Origin of the sequence: Sodalis sp. RH21 (assembly GCF_047324175.1) — a bacterium.
In the GTDB taxonomy this organism is placed as follows: domain Bacteria; phylum Pseudomonadota; class Gammaproteobacteria; order Enterobacterales; family Enterobacteriaceae; genus Acerihabitans.
Genome location: NZ_CP178732.1, coordinates 5,273,934 through 5,289,822 on the forward strand (window position 1 = coordinate 5,273,934; position 15,889 = coordinate 5,289,822).

18 protein-coding genes are annotated in these 15,889 nt (G+C 56.9%); 10 read left to right on the forward strand and 8 right to left on the reverse strand.

Annotated features, from left to right (window positions below; all coding sequences use genetic code 11):
* The first annotated feature begins 103 nt into the window (after positions 1–103).
* The 3 genes from ACL2XP_RS24380 to ACL2XP_RS24390 are packed head-to-tail and all read left to right on the forward strand — an operon-like array spanning position 104 to position 2,309.
* A complete protein-coding gene (locus ACL2XP_RS24380) occupies positions 104–1,243 on the forward strand; it encodes an alanine racemase (protein ID WP_413735959.1) in 1,140 nt (379 codons plus the stop codon).
* Between the two features lie 27 nt (positions 1,244–1,270).
* Complete coding sequence (locus tag ACL2XP_RS24385; RefSeq protein WP_413735961.1) at positions 1,271–1,645, forward strand: RidA family protein; 375 nt, start codon at positions 1,271–1,273, stop codon at positions 1,643–1,645.
* A 19-nt stretch (positions 1,646–1,664) separates the two neighbouring features.
* A complete protein-coding gene (locus tag ACL2XP_RS24390) occupies positions 1,665–2,309 on the forward strand; it encodes an HAD-IA family hydrolase (protein ID WP_413735963.1) in 645 nt (214 codons plus the stop codon).
* Positions 2,310–2,611: 302 nt separating this feature from the next.
* Here ACL2XP_RS24390 and ACL2XP_RS24395 read toward each other — a convergent pair whose 3' ends face one another.
* A complete protein-coding gene (locus ACL2XP_RS24395; protein ID WP_413739280.1) occupies positions 2,612–3,229 on the reverse strand; it encodes a TetR/AcrR family transcriptional regulator C-terminal domain-containing protein in 618 nt (205 codons plus the stop codon).
* 232 nt (positions 3,230–3,461) lie between these two features.
* On the opposite strand from ACL2XP_RS24395, the gene ACL2XP_RS24400 reads away from it, so the two are divergent.
* Complete coding sequence (locus tag ACL2XP_RS24400) at positions 3,462–4,121, forward strand: DUF3313 domain-containing protein (RefSeq protein WP_413735965.1); 660 nt, start codon at positions 3,462–3,464, stop codon at positions 4,119–4,121.
* 172 nt (positions 4,122–4,293) lie between these two features.
* Here ACL2XP_RS24400 and ACL2XP_RS24405 read toward each other — a convergent pair whose 3' ends face one another.
* The 4 genes from ACL2XP_RS24405 to ACL2XP_RS24420 form a co-directional block, all read right to left on the reverse strand.
* Positions 4,294–6,312 carry a hypothetical protein gene (locus tag ACL2XP_RS24405; RefSeq protein WP_413735966.1) on the reverse strand — a complete coding sequence of 673 codons (2,019 nt, stop codon included), beginning with the start codon at positions 6,310–6,312 and terminating at the stop codon, positions 4,294–4,296.
* Between the two features lie 163 nt (positions 6,313–6,475).
* Entirely contained in the window at positions 6,476–7,036 is a 561-nt protein-coding gene (locus ACL2XP_RS24410; protein WP_413735967.1) for an RNA polymerase sigma factor, read from the reverse strand.
* A complete protein-coding gene (locus tag ACL2XP_RS24415) occupies positions 7,036–7,371 on the reverse strand; it encodes a hypothetical protein (RefSeq protein ID WP_413735969.1) in 336 nt (111 codons plus the stop codon). The genes ACL2XP_RS24410 and ACL2XP_RS24415 overlap by 1 nt, the downstream gene beginning before the upstream one ends.
* A 182-nt stretch (positions 7,372–7,553) precedes the next feature.
* Positions 7,554–8,297: an SDR family oxidoreductase gene (locus tag ACL2XP_RS24420; RefSeq protein WP_413735970.1), complete on the reverse strand. Its 744-nt coding sequence runs from the start codon at positions 8,295–8,297 to the stop codon at positions 7,554–7,556.
* 100 nt (positions 8,298–8,397) lie between these two features.
* On the opposite strand from ACL2XP_RS24420, the gene ACL2XP_RS24425 reads away from it, so the two are divergent.
* Positions 8,398–9,327 (forward strand): AraC family transcriptional regulator, encoded by a 930-nt coding sequence (locus ACL2XP_RS24425; protein ID WP_413735972.1) that lies wholly within the window; start codon positions 8,398–8,400, stop codon positions 9,325–9,327.
* Positions 9,328–9,573: 246 nt separating this feature from the next.
* Positions 9,574–9,807 (forward strand): YgdI/YgdR family lipoprotein, encoded by a 234-nt coding sequence (locus ACL2XP_RS24430; RefSeq protein ID WP_413735974.1) that lies wholly within the window; start codon positions 9,574–9,576, stop codon positions 9,805–9,807.
* 169 nt (positions 9,808–9,976) lie between these two features.
* Here ACL2XP_RS24430 and ACL2XP_RS24435 read toward each other — a convergent pair whose 3' ends face one another.
* Both ACL2XP_RS24435 and pxpB read right to left on the reverse strand, forming a co-directional pair.
* On the reverse strand, positions 9,977–10,945 hold the full coding sequence (locus ACL2XP_RS24435; RefSeq protein ID WP_413735976.1) for a biotin-dependent carboxyltransferase family protein: 969 nt from the start codon (positions 10,943–10,945) through the stop codon (positions 9,977–9,979).
* Positions 10,945–11,673, reverse strand: coding sequence for a 5-oxoprolinase subunit PxpB (pxpB, locus tag ACL2XP_RS24440; protein WP_413735978.1), 729 nt, complete (start codon positions 11,671–11,673; stop codon positions 10,945–10,947). The genes ACL2XP_RS24435 and pxpB overlap by 1 nt, the downstream gene beginning before the upstream one ends.
* A gap of 223 nt (positions 11,674–11,896) precedes the next feature.
* On the opposite strand from pxpB, the gene ACL2XP_RS24445 reads away from it, so the two are divergent.
* Positions 11,897–12,676: a LamB/YcsF family protein gene (locus tag ACL2XP_RS24445; protein WP_413735980.1), complete on the forward strand. Its 780-nt coding sequence runs from the start codon at positions 11,897–11,899 to the stop codon at positions 12,674–12,676.
* A 14-nt stretch (positions 12,677–12,690) separates the two neighbouring features.
* On the opposite strand, the gene ACL2XP_RS24450 is transcribed toward ACL2XP_RS24445, so the two are convergent.
* Positions 12,691–13,659: a hydroxyacid dehydrogenase gene (locus ACL2XP_RS24450; protein ID WP_413735981.1), complete on the reverse strand. Its 969-nt coding sequence runs from the start codon at positions 13,657–13,659 to the stop codon at positions 12,691–12,693.
* Between the two features lie 114 nt (positions 13,660–13,773).
* On the opposite strand from ACL2XP_RS24450, the gene ACL2XP_RS24455 reads away from it, so the two are divergent.
* Genes ACL2XP_RS24455 through ACL2XP_RS24465 form a run of 3 tightly spaced genes read left to right on the forward strand, consistent with a single transcriptional unit; the run spans position 13,774 to position 15,877 of the window.
* Positions 13,774–14,421 carry a DUF1989 domain-containing protein gene (locus ACL2XP_RS24455; RefSeq protein WP_413735982.1) on the forward strand — a complete coding sequence of 216 codons (648 nt, stop codon included), beginning with the start codon at positions 13,774–13,776 and terminating at the stop codon, positions 14,419–14,421.
* On the forward strand, positions 14,418–15,224 hold the full coding sequence (locus ACL2XP_RS24460) for an amino acid ABC transporter ATP-binding protein (RefSeq protein WP_413735984.1): 807 nt from the start codon (positions 14,418–14,420) through the stop codon (positions 15,222–15,224). The genes ACL2XP_RS24455 and ACL2XP_RS24460 overlap by 4 nt, the downstream gene beginning before the upstream one ends.
* Positions 15,221–15,877 carry an amino acid ABC transporter permease gene (locus ACL2XP_RS24465; RefSeq protein WP_413735986.1) on the forward strand — a complete coding sequence of 219 codons (657 nt, stop codon included), beginning with the start codon at positions 15,221–15,223 and terminating at the stop codon, positions 15,875–15,877. The genes ACL2XP_RS24460 and ACL2XP_RS24465 overlap by 4 nt, the downstream gene beginning before the upstream one ends.
* Positions 15,878–15,889 lie beyond the last annotated feature (12 nt).

Here is a 15,889-nt window from a genome sequence, read left to right on the forward strand (position 1 = left end):
TACCATACCGGTTATTTAGCATATCTTAATCTTAGAGTTAGCAGAATTAAATTTACGGCACCGCCGTCCGGTTTCTATACTGGTCTCTCAAGCCGGAGGTGCTATGCAAAATTCAACCCTGCCCGATTCAACCGATATCATTGAAACCCCCTACCTGATGCTGGATGTCCAGCGGCTGGATAACAATATTAAACGCATGCGCGCCAAGCTCGCGCCGTTTAACGTCACGCTGCGTCCCCATGTTAAAACCAATAAATCGCTTGAAGTCACCGCGCGCCTGTTCGCCGGCGAACCCGGTCCTATTACCGTTTCCACGCTGCGGGAAGCGGATTATTTTTTCGCCGCCGGTTATACGGATATTTTGTATGGCGTGGCCATATCCCCGAATAAATTTGATCATGCGGCGCGGCTGATCGGCGCCGGGTGCCGGTTATTATGCATTCTCGATAACCTGGATACGGCTCTTGCCCTGGCGGCATATGCCGAGCGGACAGCGATAAATTTCGCCGTCCTGCTGGAAATTGATTGCGACGGCCACCGCTCCGGCTTGCCGCCGCGCTCGCCCGTGCTGCTGGATATCGCCCGGTTAATGCAACATGGCAAAGTCCATTTCCGGGGCGTAATGACCCATGCCGGCAACTCCTATTTTTGCCGCTCTGCCGACGCCCTGGAACAATGCGCCCGGGAAGAGCGCGATGCCGTGGTTAATAGCGCCGATATGCTGCGCCAGGCCGGTTTTGCGGTGGATATCATAAGCGTAGGCTCAACGCCCACCGCGCTATTTGTCCGCGACCTGACCGGCGTAACCGAAGTGCGCGCCGGGGTATTCGCCTTTTTTGACTTGGTCATGGCCGGACTGGGAGTATGCCGCCTGGAGGATATTGCCCTGTCCGTAGTGACCACCGTCATCGGCCACCAGGCGGACAAAGGCTGGACTATTGTGGATGCGGGCTGGATGGCCCTATCGCGGGATCGCGGCACGGCGGCGCAGGCTATCGACCAGGGTTACGGCGTCGTGTGCGATATGCACGGGCGGCCCATCGCCGACCTGATTCTCCAGGGGGCCAATCAGGAGCATGGCATTATCGCTTCCCGGTCCGGTACCGGCGCCCCGCCATCGCTGCCGATTGGCGCGCTATTGCGGATTCTGCCCAATCATGCCTGCGCCACCGCCGCGCAATATAACGGCTATTACCTGGCCGGCACCGAGCGGGCATACTGGCCGCGAATCAACGGCTGGTAGAGTCGGAACCCAACACCGGAGACAAGAATGCGGATAATCAACAGCCCGGCGGTAACGGCGCCGGCGGGACACTATTCCCATGCCGTCATTAGCGGCCAACAGGTATATGTTTCGGGGCAGCTGCCCTTTGCGCTGGATACCCATGAGTTAGCGCCGGATATCGCCGGCCAGGCATTACAAGCCTTAAAAAACCTAGAGGCCATTCTACTGGCCGGCGGCTCATCCGTTACCCAACTGGTCAGCGTGCAAATTTATATCGCGGATATCGGCCTATGGCCCCAGGTGGATGACGTTTATAGCCGCTATTTGCAGCACCACCGCCCCGCCCGGGTGGTGGTGCCCTGTAGCGAACTTCATTATGGCGCGCTGGTGGAAATCAGCGCCGTCGCCGAGATTAACTGATGGCTAAAAGGAAAATAACATGACCCAGGCAGAGAAACCGGCGGCCCCCGTGGAACTGGTGTTATTCGACCTGCTAACCGCCCTGCTGGATTCATGGACGGTTTGGAACCTGGCCGCCGGCTCCGCGGAAGCCGGGCGCACCTGGCGCATGGCCTACCTGAAACTCACCTATGGCTGCGGCGCCTATCGCCCGTATGAAACCCTGGTGGAAGAATCCGCCGTCAGCGTCGGATTGGGCAAAGACGCGGCCCTGCGCCTGGAAGAATACTGGCCGCAGCTGCGTCCCTGGCCGGAAGCCATCGACGTGCTGGATCAGTTAAAACAGCGCTACCGCCTTGGCGTGGTCACCAATTGCTCCCAGCGCCTGGGCCTGGCCGCGGCGCAAAGCGTCGGCGTCGATTTTGACGTGGTCGTGACCTCAGAACTGGCCGGCTTCTACAAACCCGACCCCCGCCCTTATCAGTTGGCCCTGGATACCGCCGGCGTCAGCGCCGATCGAGCGGTTTTTATCGCCGGCTCGGCCTACGACCTGTTCGGCACAGCCAAAGTTGGCCTGCCGACGTTCTGGCATAACCGGGTGGGACTCACCGCGCCGGCGGGGGCGCCGCGGCCGGTGGAGGAAATGGGGACACTTGACGGGCTGCTGGAAAAGATCGGGAGGTGAAGCACCTGACCAACATTTTGCCGCCGTAGAGATGGGCGGCGGCGAAAATTTTCACAATATGTAAGACATTGCTGAATTGAACATTCGCAATTGATACAAAGAATACAATTTATATTAGTGATTAATTCATTACGGAGGAATATATCAGACCGTGCAGTTAAAGCGGTTAAGTAAAATAGGACTATCGCTTCACTTAGCCTATGCACGATCTGAAACTAGCCATGATGTTATAACCAACATATTCCCTACGATTGTCGGCATACCATTCTTACCGGCCTTATAGGGAAACCTGGCAACACGTCCTACCTGCCCGCGGCTCCCCGTAGGAACATATTCACCGCCCGGTCGACCATCTGGCGGATACGATCGCGCTCCAGCGGCTGGGGATTGCGTTGATATAGCCGCACTTCGGATTCGGCCGTGACCAGGGCCAGAAATTGCAGCGCGGTGATGTGCGGGTCGGCGCGGCGCAGTTCCCCTCGTTCCATAGCTGCCGCCAGCAAGGCGGATAGCACCTCGATACTCTCGCTGGGCCCAGACTCATAAAACAGCATGCCCACGTCCGAGCGACCCGCTTCGGCCACCACCATGCGGTAAACCGCCAGGGCGCTTTCATCGTTGATCAATATCAACAGCATTTGCTCGCCAAAACGCCGCAGTGTGGTTTCCAGACCCGCCTCATGGGCCGGATCGTCCAAAAGCCCGTGCACCGCATCAGACAAATGCAAGGTGGCATAGGCCTGCACCACGGCAACGAACAGCTCTTCTTTTGAAGGAAAATAGCTATATAAGGTTGCTTTGGAGCCGCCCAACCGTTTCGCCAGTTCATTCATTGACGCGCCTTCGTAGCCCATTTCCTGAAAGAGTTTGGCCGCCGCATCAATGATGGCGTCACGGCGCGCTTCGGTCCGTACCTTCATCATTTTTCCTATAAGTGAACCGACCTGTACATTTACTTGACAGAGAATTAATTCTCATGCAAAACTAAACCGTACAGTTTGGTTTATTTTTGCCGATAACCTTACTGTAACGCTCTGGGCCGTTTTTGTAAAGGCAACGACAACCGCAGCCACGGCCGATCGCGGGATGCTTGCGCAAGTATCGCAGCGTTCCGGATGGCTTTCCGTGCTCCCTATAGATAAGGCTCGTAAAATGGTTAATTTTAATTCATTCCGCCTGTTTCCTCTGGTTTTTTGCGCAGTCCTGGCCGGCTGTGCCGGCACGCAGCCGGTGAATTATTCCGGCATAACATCGTCGCCCCAGCTGCGGCCGAATGCTGACGATCGGACGGGTCGCGTGCCGTACAGCTATTCAGCCGGCGCCGACTGGAAAAAATATGCCAGCGTCATTGTTGAACCGGTGGCGATTTACCAAGGGGCGGATAATCAATTCGACGACATCTCCAACGCGGATCGCTCGACCCTGGCGAATTATATGGAAAATCACGTCAAGCAGAGCCTGGGACAGCGCTTTCGGATAGTAGAGACGCCGGCGGCGGATACCCTCAGGATTAAATTGACGTTGACCGGGGCGGAGACCACTACGCCGGTGCTCGGTACGTTTTCCCGATTCGACCTGATGGGCGGCCCTTATAATATTGTGCAGTCCATACGCGGCAAACAGGGGGCATTAACCGGTTCGGTCAGTTATGCCGTGGAAATCTATGAAGCCGCCACCAACCGCCTGCTTAGCGCTTATGTCACCAAGCAATACCCCAATGCGCTGAATATCGGGGCGAGCTGGGGGTCTTTGGCCGCCGCCGAAGCGGGGATCGATAAAGGCGCCGAAGAGCTGGTCGCGCGGTTGCGGTAGGTCAAAGGCGCAGCTATGATCGACACTGCGGAACGGCACTGCGGGCCGGTAGTTGGGCAATAACCAAATGAAGCCAGGCATGGTGGGGTACCGATGGGTATGTACCCCTTAGGGGCGTTTAGCGTAAATTCAGCGCCGTTGCCGACGGACTGTTGCACGTTGGATAAAATACTCAGGCCACGCCGCCGTGCTTAATCAGTAATTCTAAAATGGTATGCTCTAATAACCGGCTGTTTATCTGGCTGGAATGACTTTCACTTCTGCGTTGGCGACGGTAATCATGATCGTAAGCGCGGGATTGCGCGATATCAGAGATATACTGCGCAATAGAATCGGCATTATCCATCATGACGTTTTTTTGCAGCATCGGATCGTTTTTAATTAACTGGAGAAATTGGGCGTTGCTAACATTGATGTCCAGAAAATTTACATAGCATTGTAGAAACAGCTCATCACAAACAATCGCCTCATTGCCGTTGGTATACAAAGCCTCATTAAAAACTTCCAGAATTTCGCTGGCATCGCCTACCGACCGGGTAATCGGCGAGTACACGAAATCCCTTGAACCGACCTGGATATGGGAAGCTTCATGGATTGCGGTGATGTGTAATCTATTATTCAGCACCATATTCTCGCCAAAAATATCCGCCATGATAACGATTCTGTTACCTGAATCCAGCGGCATGACAAAGCCGTTAGGGCAATTCGAATTGTGGATATAATCAACGCCAACTTGTTTTGACGTAGCAAAAATAACGTTATTTTTATAGTTATCAAAAAAAAATTTCAATTCCAACAGATAGTGTTCAAGCCTTTTCATCGCCTCATGAATAATATTTTTATCATTTGTACCCAAAGCGCCATTGAGGTATTTTTTGATTCTGTTTTGCGGTGAATACTGTAGGATATTATCATCATTTCTGATCGTGGTACGTTGAAAATTATACAATGCCTGATTGACTAAATCCTGAGCTTTATCTATTTCTGATTTCAACTCGCGGATGCTGTTTCTTAAATAAAAAAAACGCGGCGGGATGGCATCCTCTAGATCGCCGTAATGATGGATATAGATATCGTCCGTTTGGTAATGGCTAATTATTTGCTGATGTATCACCGCCGCCTGATCTATTTTATCATGGTTGAACAGCCAACGATAATAGTTCATAGGATGAATAAACTGCGTTAGATGGGGTATGTGGCTGATATCAATTTCTTGAATATTATCATTACTGTCCACTATCTGACGGTGATTGATATTATCAAAAGCATCCATCCGGTTTATTTCAATATTTCCAGAGAGTTTGTTATCAGCTATGCTATTTATTTTACCATTTGATTTGGTTGCATCGCTTTTTACCGCCTGGGTCCGCGGTTCTTCAACCTGGCCATCTTCGATATCCATCGGCTCGCCCGTAGCCTCTTCCTTGGTCCGTGCAGTGCCATCCCCGCTGACGGCGTTGATCCCTATGCCGACGCCAGCCAGAACCCCCAGGGTTCCCGCCGCGCCTAATAGTTGGACAGGCATGCTTAGCGGGGCGCCTCCCGTGGCGCTTCCCACGACGCCTCCCATGGCACTGCCCGCTGAGCCTAGCAGATGAGCAGCACTATCTGCGGCTTCGGCCCTGATTGCGGCTCTCATTGCCGCCCTGGCGTCGGCTTTGGCTTTGGCTCTCACACGTTTTTCATTTGCACGCTGCGCTTTGGCCTGTCTTCTGGCCTTTACTTCTTTTGGCACTTCTTTTGGCACTTCGCAGGTACAGCCGGCGGCTCTTTTGTTTCGTTGGCGCTGTGCCGGCAAATCGATGAGACTATTGATTGCAATACTTTCATTGAGGAACACATTACCACTATTATTATGATTATCAGCAAAAGGAGTTAAAGCCGATGTACTTGCAGACGATAATGGTTCACTACTAGGGTGGGTGTGCGGCTTTAGCGATAGAATCAACATCATAATATTTAAAAGCGACTGCGCCTGAATTTGCTTTCTGGTATCATTATATTTCATCGCATCTGATTCATTTATATTTCCGGCACGGGCAAGCTGATGAATTATTTTCCCTTCCCGCAAAAAAACGTCATTCCCAGAAACCGAGGTTTTATTTATTGCCGCCTTATTTTTTTGTTTATCCAAATACTGATGATGCGTCCCAATCACCCGATGGTGATTACTTACAGAAAAAACAGGCATATTACCCCCTATATTTATAGCTATTATAATTAAATCAATGCTTATGTGTTTCCATCAAATCATCACCATGATTATTTTACTATTATAAAAAATGGGGGATATATGAATGCTTAACATCAATCATTTTTCTTTAACGGACATGACGGCAAGTTCGGCATGCCATTCAGTCACCGGTCAGATCTTCGTAAAGTACCTGCAACCGCAGGCGTAAAAACAGTACCGCCTGATGCTTGCGCGAGAGCAGCGTTTCAACGGCGGTACCGGACTCTTGAGCAAGCTGCTTGAACGAGTATCCCCCAAGTTCCGTCTTTTCAAACGCCTCGCGTTGCAAGGGGGGCATATCCGCCAGCGCGATGTCCAGTTCTTGCCACACCAGTTGGCGCAGATAGTCATCTTCGGCGCTGTTCCGTGGGGTAAACAACACGTCGGCCAGCTCCGCTCCCGCGGGCCACTCTTCATCCATATCCTCGGACAGCAGCAGCTCGCGTTTTTTACGCGACCGGTCGATGAGTTCATTGCGTGCGGCGCGATACAACCAGGCAGCCACTTGCTCGATAGGATGAAGATAGCTGTCGGCCTTAATCAACTGATAGCTTATCTCCTGGTAAACATCTTCTGCATCGGCAACGCTGCCGGTACGTCTGGCGATAAACGCGCGCAGGCGCTGCTGGCTGTCACGCAGCGCGGTCATCAAATCGCGACGCCGCTCCGCGGCTTTAGTCATTATGCCTGCCCGTTATCTTCGGTATGTTTTTGATCGTCCCGATCCCGCCCATGGCAGCGTCCGCGCCATGGCCCATGCCGGTGTCCCATGCCGCGCTCTTTGATAAAAGCTTCGCGTTGCTCGGGGCTCATCGCCATCCAGCGTTCACGCAGCTCGCGGCCGCCGCGGCCGAACATGCCCCGCCCGCCGAAACCGCCGAACAGGATTTTACTCAGGATCAGCAGTCCCAGCGCCTGGAAAAAACCAATACTCGTCACGCCGAAAATCGCCGGCAGCAACGCATTCCACAGTAGCATCACCAGCGTGGCCATCACCACGATGGCTACTACGACCATACCCAAAAACCTAAATTTGTGATCTCTCATGTCGTCTACTCCACGTTGTTCAGATATAGGGGTAGACGAATCAGCGCGGGAAATATTTGCGCTGATGCGGAAAATTTCACTTTATTTAGCGCACAGGGCATTCGCGGCGGCGTCGGCAACCGCCGCGACCTGTCAAGGATGGGCTTGCGGGGTCAACGTGATTCGGCCAGCGCCACGGCGTCAGCGCCGGCGGCGAGGCGAAACGGGCAGGACGGCTCGTTCGCCGCCCGCCACACCGATTCCGCCACGTCCGACGCCAGGGTAATCTCGCCCGTCGGCCCCATGCCCGCGAAAACGCGCTGCACGAGGTCGGCATACGCCTCGGGACTGTCGCCCTGCATCCGGGGCCGGGCGTTCTCGCCGAAGCGGGTGTCCGGCGCCCGTCCCGGCAACACCAGGCTGACGCGCACATTAAATGGCGCAAGTTCCAGCGCCAGCGACTCGGTAAAGGCTTCGACCGCCGCCTTGCTTGCGGTGTACACGGCCAGCAGCGGCAGCGGCTTCAAGGTTACCGCCGAGGTGACGTTTATGATGACGCCCGTCCGGCGTTGCCTGAACTGCGGCAGCACCGCCTGGGTCAACGCCATCGTACCGAGAGTGTTGGTCTCGAACACTTCGCGGACCGAGTCCAGCGGCGTGCTTTCGAACACGCGCAGCAGCCCGATGCCCGCGTTGTTGACCAGGACGTCGATCGGTCCTGCGGCATGCACGGCCTGGCGGATGCTGTCCGGGTCGGCAACGTCGAGGGCGAGCACGCGCAGGCGTTCGGAGCGCGGCAGCAGGTCATGGCGCGGCGTGCGCATGGTGGCGATGACCCGCCAATCGCGATCGAGAAAGTACCGGGCGGTTTCGAGACCGAATCCGGATGAGCATCCGGTGATCAGGACAGTTTTCATTGGGAACTCCTGTAGGGGTTGGCGGTATCAAAAATGATAGGTCGCCGCCGTCGGACTTGCTACAATCATAAGTCCAAATTACATTCGCAGGAGTCCAGGCATGGTCGATCCGCTGGCCGAGGTGGTCGCATTGCTCCAGCCCGGCGCGCCGTTCTCGAAAGTCGTCAGCGGCGCCGGCCCCTGGCGCGTTCGCCGATCGCAAGCCGGACAGCCCTTCTATTGCGCCATCCTGGAGGGTTCGTGCCGCCTTGCGGTTGACGGGCGCGCGCCGATCAATCTGCAGGCGGGCGACTTTGTCCTGATCCCTTCGGCATATGGCTTTGCCATGTCGAGCCTCGAACCGATGCCAGCGGAAGATGGCGATACCGTACCCGTCGCGCTGCTTAATGGCGGCTTCAGGCACGGCGTGCAAAACGTACCCCCTGACGTGCTATTGCTGGTGGGCCACTGCGTCTTCGGTTCGCCGGACGCGGCCCTGCTGGTTTCGCTCCTGCCGCAACTCGTGCACGTGCGCGGCGAGCAAAGGCTGGCCACCCTGGTAGAGCTGGTGGGCGAAGAATCCCGCGCGCGGCGGCCCGCCCGGGAGGTTATCCTCGCACGCCTGCTGGAGGTGCTGCTTATCGAAGCCCTGCGATCCACCGCGGGCACCGCGGCATCGCCGGGCCTGTTGCGCGGGCTGGCCGACGAACGCCTCGCGGCGGCGATACGGCGGATGCACGAAAGCCCGGCCCGGCCCTGGAAGGTGGCGGAGCTGGCAAAAGAGGCGGCCCTCTCCCGCTCGGCGTTCTTCGAGCGCTTCAATCGCGCCGTGGGCGTAGCGCCGATGGAATACCTGCTCGCCTGGCGCATGGCGCTGGCGAAGAATCTGCTGCGGCACAAAGAAGGCGGCATCGCCGACGTTGCGCAACGCGTCGGCTACAGCTCCGCCAGCGCGTTCAGCGTCGCCTTTACCCGCTATGTCGGGCTGCCGCCAACGCGCTATATGCAAGAAGAGCTGGCCCGCGCGCATGACGGCTTCGGCGAGGAATGACTCTCCCTTGCGGGCCAAACCGGGACACTAATGGGCAAACAAAGCGCCGATCGCACTGATTCCCACAACGCTTTGCCCGTTATTCGACAGAATTGAAAAGCACACCCATACTTCCAATGAATCCGTATCCGTAGCGTCATTCAGGCTAAAGGGAAAACGTCTCCCGGCCCTTACATTTTGATTTATATAACAGATTATAAGTGAGACCGTAAAGCGTCTCGTCATTGTTCATTAGGGGTTACTAAAATGAAGAAAAATGCATTTATTACCGTAGCTTTTACCTGCGCCTCGCTGTTTTTCCTGGCCGCATGCTCATCCAACCAGGCTATCAGAACCACAGACGGTAAAACCATTATCACCGACGGCAAACCACAGGTAGACGATGATACCGGCCTGGTTTCTTATAAAAACGCCGAAACCGGGAAAACCGAGCAGATAAACCGCGACCAGGTCAAAACCATGGGCGCGCTTGATAACTAAAACAGATTAACCGGCCCCTCCCGGCCGATGCGGGGTAACGTTCGATTCATCGGATTACCCCGCCGCGCCGCATAACCTGAACCCGGCGCTATACGCCCTTGATGCGTTCCCAGACCGCATTACGTCTGCCGGTAGGCAGGCAGCTTCGCACCGGTCCATCGCCTTGGGGCTACATGTCCAGGCTCGCGGCGCGGCGCAGTTCACGTAGCCAGCTTTGCAGCAGTTTTTGGCGCCCTATCCACAAGGATTCCGCTTTTTCCACGCTCACACATTCAAAACTGACTTTGTCGCCGGGCTTGTGCTGTCCCAATCGGGCCAGATCGGCGCGGATCACGGTGGCGATTTTCGGATAACCCCCGGTGGTCTGCCGATCGTTCATGGCGATAATCGGCTGCCCATTGCCCGGGATCTGGATGCTGCCCCGCGAAATGGCATCGGAGATAATATTGAAGCCTTTGACGTGCGGCACCGCATCGCCGGTTAAACGGTAGCCCATGCGGTCGCTTTGTCCGCTGATGATATAGTCGCCGCCAAGAAACCGCGCAAAACCCGCCCCATCGAAGTGATCGTCCTGGGGACCGGCCACCACCCGCAGCGGGCGATGCTCATATTGCGGCAGCAGCCGCTGTACCGGCCTGCCTGCGGCCGCGGGCCGGGTATCGGTGCTATTGAGCGCCAGCCAGTCCCCTTTTTGCAAGGGCCGGCCGGCGAATCCGCCCAATCCGGCCCGGGTCAACGTCGAAACGCTGCCCATAACCGGCCGCGCAGTAAATCCGCCGGCCACGGCGAGATAACCGCGCGCGCCGCTACGGGCGCGAATAATCCGCAAAGTACCGCCCGGGCGCAGCGGGTAACTGCAATAAGGCGCCAGGGGGCGCTCATCCAGGGTGAAATAGATATCGCCGGTAATGGCGAACCGGCAGTGGCTATCGCCGGTCAGGCGCAGGGTCGCGCCGGTCAGGGTAAACTCCAGCGCGCCGGCGCTGCCGGGATTGCCCACCAGGGCGTTGGCGATGGCGAAGCTCATCTCATCCATGGCGCCGGAGGGCGGCACGCCGCAATCTTCATAACCGAAGCGGCCTTCGTCCTGCAAGGTCGTATAAAGCCCGGGAGATAACACCTCAAAACCAGTCAGCATTATTGCCATGTCCATTCGGGTAAGTAGTCGGATTGCCCATGAAGCCGGATAAACGTCCCGCCATCGATGGGTTGAAAGCGGACCCGATCGCCGGCGCTGAACAGAAACGGCTCCTCGCGCTCCGGCATAAAGCTGCGCACCGGGGTACGCCCGATCAGATGCCATCCGCTCGGCGCCTCGACCGAGCCGACCGCGGTCTGCATGCCGCCGATGCTGATACTGCCGGAGGGGGTTTTCAGACGCGGCGATTCCCGGCGCGAGGTATGCAGCCGCGGGTCGAGTCCGCCCAGATAAGCGAACCCGGGCATAAACCCAATCATATACACCCGGTAGGTCGCGGCGCTATGGATGTCGATAACCCGCTGGGGGCTGATAGCGTGCAGCGCGGCGAGGGCGATCAGGTCGATGCCCTGCTCGCCGCCGTAGCTGACCGGGATGGTCCAGCAGCGCACTTTCGGCGTGGCGACGTCGTGGGTCATGAGCAGGGCTTCCAGTTGCCTGACCAGCACGGCTTGCCTGACGCGGGTTGAATCATAGGACACCGTCAACGCCCGATAGGTGGGCACCAATGAGGTGACGCCGGCCAAGGCCGCTTGCCGGACCCGGGCGGCCAATGAGGTCACCCGGTTATTAATGGCTTCATCGATGATTTCGCCAAAATCCACAAACACCGCCTGATCGGCAATAGGGAGAATCCGCCATTCGGCTGATGCTGGTCTGTGTTCCACGCTGCATTCCTGTTGGAAAATTTTGATTGCCGCAAGTGCCTAAGTCTGCCAAAGTTTATGGAATACTTTTGGCATACCAGCCAATGCCTGTCAATACACCGGGACTGGCATGCACCGTTTGCTATGCACGACTACCTACGCAAAAATGGTACGCAAGAATGGTAGGCAAGAATGATGCCAGTCATACTGATTGCCGACGAACCGCCACGGGGAGCGCTACAGCATGTTGATCGACCTGAACAGCGATATGGGAGAAAGTTTCGGTGCCTGGAATATGGGCGAAGATGAAAAAATGCTTGGCATCGTCACCTCGGCGAATATTGCCTGCGGCTTCCACGCCGGCGATCCCGATGTGATGTTCGCCACCCTGGAGCAGGCTAAAATCAACGGCGTCGGCGCCGGCGCCCATCCCGGCTTCAATGATATCCAGGGGTTTGGCCGCCGGCAGATAACCGGCGATAGCCCGGCGCAAATCGAGCGGCAGATTATTTACCAGATTGGCGCCTTGAAAGCCCTGGCCGACAGTATCGGCCATCCGCTCAGACATGTGAAAACCCACGGCGCGCTGGGTAATATGGCGGCGGAGGATGCCGGGCTGGCCATGGCGGTGGCCAGGGCCATTTATGCCGTTGACAGGGATTTGCTGATGGTGGTGATGCCGGGAATGGAAACGGAAAAAGCCGGCGAAAAGATGGGATTGCGGCTGGTACGGGAAATTTATGCCGACCGGGCCTATGCCGATAACGGCAATCTGGTGTCGCGCAAATTGCCGGGCGCGGTACTGCATGACCCCGAGCAGGCCGCGACGCGCATTATGCGGATGCTGGAAAGCCAGGCCATCATTACCCTTGGCGGCAAACGGCTGAAATCCCGGATCGACAGTATCTGCGTGCATGGCGACACCCCCGGCGCGGTGGCGATGGCGGGCCGGCTGCGCGCACTGCTGGAGAAAAGCGGCGTGACCGTGGCGCCGATGGCCCGGGTTATCGACGCCGCCGGGTAATACCTCCGCGCCCGTCAGCCGCGCCGCCGCCGTTTATCCCAGATTTCGGGGTTAATCGGCGAAGCCGGCAGACGCTGGTTCAAGATATCCAGTATGCCCTGCACCGACGCATTCGCCATGGCCATCATAGCCTGCTCCGTCGAGGCGGCGATATGCGGCGTAACAATAACATTCTCCAGGGCCAGCAGCGGATCGCCGGCGGGCACCGGCTCATGGCAAAAAACATCCAGGCCGGCCCCGGCTATCGCGCCGCGCCTCAGGGCATCAATCAGCGCCGGCTCATCCACCAGCGCCCCGCGGCTGGTATTCACCAAAAAAGCGCCGGGTTTCATCAGCGCCAGCTGCGGCGCGCCAATCATCTTGTGGGTTTCCGGCACCGAGGGCAGATGCAGTGAAACCACATCGCTCTCACCGAGCAGCGTCGCCAGGCTCTGCGCTTTTTGCAGCCCCGCGGCGGCCAGCTCCCCGGCGCCGCGGCGGCTCAGCACCTGCACCCGCATGCCCATGGCCCGCGCCAGTTGCGCGGTGGCCTGTCCAATGGCGCCAAAACCGATGACCCCAAGCGTCGCATCGCGCAGTTCGCTTAAGCCGCCCTGGAATCTAAAAGCATAATTCCCGGTTCTCATGGCCCTATCGGCGGCGGGAATACGTTTGGTTAACGCGAAGATCAGGCCCAGCGTATGCTCGGCGACCGAACGGGTATTGGTCCCGGGGGTATTGAACACCACAATGCCCAGATCGGAAGCGGCCTGCACATCGATACCATCCACCCCCACCCCATGCACGCCAATTGTACATAATGCGGGCAGTTGCATCATTTGGGTGCGCGAAAATTGCCCGCTGCGCCAGATAGCCGCCACCACCCGATCGGCGGGCGCATTGTTGCACGCCGCCTCGCCCACCAGCGGCTCAACCCCGTTTTCCCTAAGTTTGTCCAGACCGCCAGAGTGTATGGGCTGCGGAATCAGGCAATATTTTTCCATTGTTTTTTTCTCTTTTGGTGAAAACCGCGGTGGTGGCATTTTAATTGCATTTCTTGTGTATACCAAAAGAATTCCAAAGTAAATCCAAGGTATTTTCTACCAGAGAGGATCTTTATGACCGCTAAAAACGACCCATCTCTTACCGAGTTTACGCTGGCCGCCACGCGGGGTACGGCGGTGCCGCTGCGGCAAGGGCAGGTGCTGGGCATTAAAAATCTCCACGGCAACCAGGTAGTGGACGCATGGGCCGTCACCCAAGCCGATCCCTTTGAATATTCCTCTATGGAACATACCCGATCGGTTAATAGCAATCTCTTTTACGAACTCGGGATGGCGGTAGTCAGCAATTATCGCCGTCCGCTGTTTACGCTGGTGGGCGATACCACGCCTGGCCGTCACGACACCTTGCTTTGCCCCTGTAACGCCGCAATCTACCGCGAACTGGGCTGTGTTGATTATCATCGCAGCTGTACGGATAATTTTCACGAAGCCCTGGCGGAACATGGCGTTGCCCTGCCCTTTACCCCGGCCTCGCTGAATCTTTTTATGAATGTCCCGATTACGGCGACGGGCGCGCTGGATCGGGCGCCCCCCCGTTCCGTTGCCGGCGACGTTCTGCAACTGCGCGCGGAATGCGATATTTATCTGGTGCTGTCCGCCTGCCCGCAGGATATCACCCCCATCAATGGCGCATCGCGCCGGCCGGCCGACATCGGTCTTGCCATCAGCGATGCCGCGAGCGCGGCTGGGGAGGTTGAATGACACCCACCCCTGGGCCGCTATTAACCATTCGCGAATTAAATAAAAGCTACGGCGATCTTCACGTGCTGAAAAACGTGGCGCTGGAGGTCCACGCCGGTGAAGTGGTATCCATTATCGGCGCCAGCGGCTCCGGCAAAAGCACCTTTTTGCGCTGCCTGAATGTAATGGAAATGCCGCAAAGCGGTTTTATGAATTTTGATGAGTTCTCCTTCGATTTCCGCGAAGGGGCGCGGGATCAGCCGACGCCGGAGCAGTTGCGCCTGCTGCGCGCGCGTATCGGCATGGTGTTTCAGAGCTATAACCTGTGGCCCCATATGACCGTGCTGGAAAACGTGATTGAAGCGCCGCTGCTGGTGCGCAAACTCAACCGCAAGCAGGCGATTGCCGATGCCGAAGCCTTGCTCAATCGCGTCGGTCTTTACGAAAAACGCGATCAGTATCCCGCCCGTCTCTCCGGCGGGCAGCAGCAGCGCGTGGCCATTGCGCGGGCGCTGGCGATGAAACCGCAACTGATGCTGTTTGATGAAGTGACTTCCGCCCTCGACCCGGAATTGGTGGGTGAAGTGCTGGCGCTGATGGCCTCCCTGGCCGAAGAGGGAATGACCATGCTGCTGGTCACCCATGAAATCGCCTTCGCCCGCGATGTGTCTTCCCGCGTACTGTTTTTCGATCAGGGCGTAATGGCGGAAGACGGGCCGCCGCAGCAGGTGCTGCACCATCCGGAAAGCCCCCGGTTGCGCCAGTTCCTCAGCCGGATTTTACATGAAGATATCGCCAGGATATCCAGGGAGAGCCAGCCATGATTCAATTATGGAGCGACATCAACACTTACGGCGCGGGTTTTCTGGAAGCCGCCTGGACCGTTTTACTGATCACCATTGTCACTATTGTTCTCAGTTGGATTTTCGGTTTCCTGGCGGTCAGCGCCAAAATCTCGCCGGTAAAATTATTCCGCGGCCTCGGCCGGTTCTATATTTGGTTTATCCGCGGCACGCCGGCGCTGATCCAGGTGTTCGTGGTGTACTTCGGCTTTCCGCAAATCGGCATTCATCTCTCGCCGTTCGTGGCCGGCGTGCTGGCGCTGGGCCTGAACAGCGGCGCCTATGTGGCCGAGATTATCCGCTCAGGCCTGCAGGCGGTGCCGCGCAGCCAGACGGAATCGGCCTTCGCGCTGGGCATGAGCAAATGGGAAGTGATGCGCCGTATTATTCTGCCGCAGGTGTTCCGCATCGTATTGCCGCCGCTGACCAATGAAGCGATTTCCACTTTGAAAAACACCTCGCTGCTATCGACCATTACCGTTATCGATATCACGCTGTATGCCCAAACCATTATTTCCGCCACCTTCCGCCCATTCCAGTTCTATATTGCGGCGGCGCTTATTTACCTGGTTCTGACCACCTTCCTGACGGAGCTTTCGTCATGGCTTGAACGTCGTCAGGCCCGTTTCAGCTAATTGCCACGGAGT

Excerpts from the sequence above, each read along its gene's own strand:
- ACL2XP_RS24380 (WP_413735959.1), top strand. The coding sequence starts at position 104 with ATGCAAAATTCAACCCTGCCCGATTCAACCGATATCATTGAAACCCCC.
- ACL2XP_RS24385 (WP_413735961.1), top strand. The coding sequence starts at position 1,271 with ATGCGGATAATCAACAGCCCGGCGGTAACGGCGCCGGCGGGACACTAT.
- ACL2XP_RS24390 (WP_413735963.1), top strand. The coding sequence starts at position 1,665 with ATGACCCAGGCAGAGAAACCGGCGGCCCCCGTGGAACTGGTGTTATTC.
- ACL2XP_RS24395 (WP_413739280.1), bottom strand. The coding sequence starts at position 3,229 with ATGAAGGTACGGACCGAAGCGCGCCGTGACGCCATCATTGATGCGGCG.
- ACL2XP_RS24400 (WP_413735965.1), top strand. The coding sequence starts at position 3,462 with ATGGTTAATTTTAATTCATTCCGCCTGTTTCCTCTGGTTTTTTGCGCA.
- ACL2XP_RS24405 (WP_413735966.1), bottom strand. The coding sequence starts at position 6,312 with ATGCCTGTTTTTTCTGTAAGTAATCACCATCGGGTGATTGGGACGCAT.
- ACL2XP_RS24410 (WP_413735967.1), bottom strand. The coding sequence starts at position 7,036 with ATGACTAAAGCCGCGGAGCGGCGTCGCGATTTGATGACCGCGCTGCGT.
- ACL2XP_RS24415 (WP_413735969.1), bottom strand. The coding sequence starts at position 7,371 with ATGGTCGTAGTAGCCATCGTGGTGATGGCCACGCTGGTGATGCTACTG.
- ACL2XP_RS24420 (WP_413735970.1), bottom strand. The coding sequence starts at position 8,297 with ATGAAAACTGTCCTGATCACCGGATGCTCATCCGGATTCGGTCTCGAA.
- ACL2XP_RS24425 (WP_413735972.1), top strand. The coding sequence starts at position 8,398 with ATGGTCGATCCGCTGGCCGAGGTGGTCGCATTGCTCCAGCCCGGCGCG.
- ACL2XP_RS24430 (WP_413735974.1), top strand. The coding sequence starts at position 9,574 with ATGAAGAAAAATGCATTTATTACCGTAGCTTTTACCTGCGCCTCGCTG.
- ACL2XP_RS24435 (WP_413735976.1), bottom strand. The coding sequence starts at position 10,945 with ATGCTGACTGGTTTTGAGGTGTTATCTCCCGGGCTTTATACGACCTTG.
- ACL2XP_RS24445 (WP_413735980.1), top strand. The coding sequence starts at position 11,897 with ATGTTGATCGACCTGAACAGCGATATGGGAGAAAGTTTCGGTGCCTGG.
- ACL2XP_RS24450 (WP_413735981.1), bottom strand. The coding sequence starts at position 13,659 with ATGGAAAAATATTGCCTGATTCCGCAGCCCATACACTCTGGCGGTCTG.
- ACL2XP_RS24455 (WP_413735982.1), top strand. The coding sequence starts at position 13,774 with ATGACCGCTAAAAACGACCCATCTCTTACCGAGTTTACGCTGGCCGCC.
- ACL2XP_RS24460 (WP_413735984.1), top strand. The coding sequence starts at position 14,418 with ATGACACCCACCCCTGGGCCGCTATTAACCATTCGCGAATTAAATAAA.
- ACL2XP_RS24465 (WP_413735986.1), top strand. The coding sequence starts at position 15,221 with ATGATTCAATTATGGAGCGACATCAACACTTACGGCGCGGGTTTTCTG.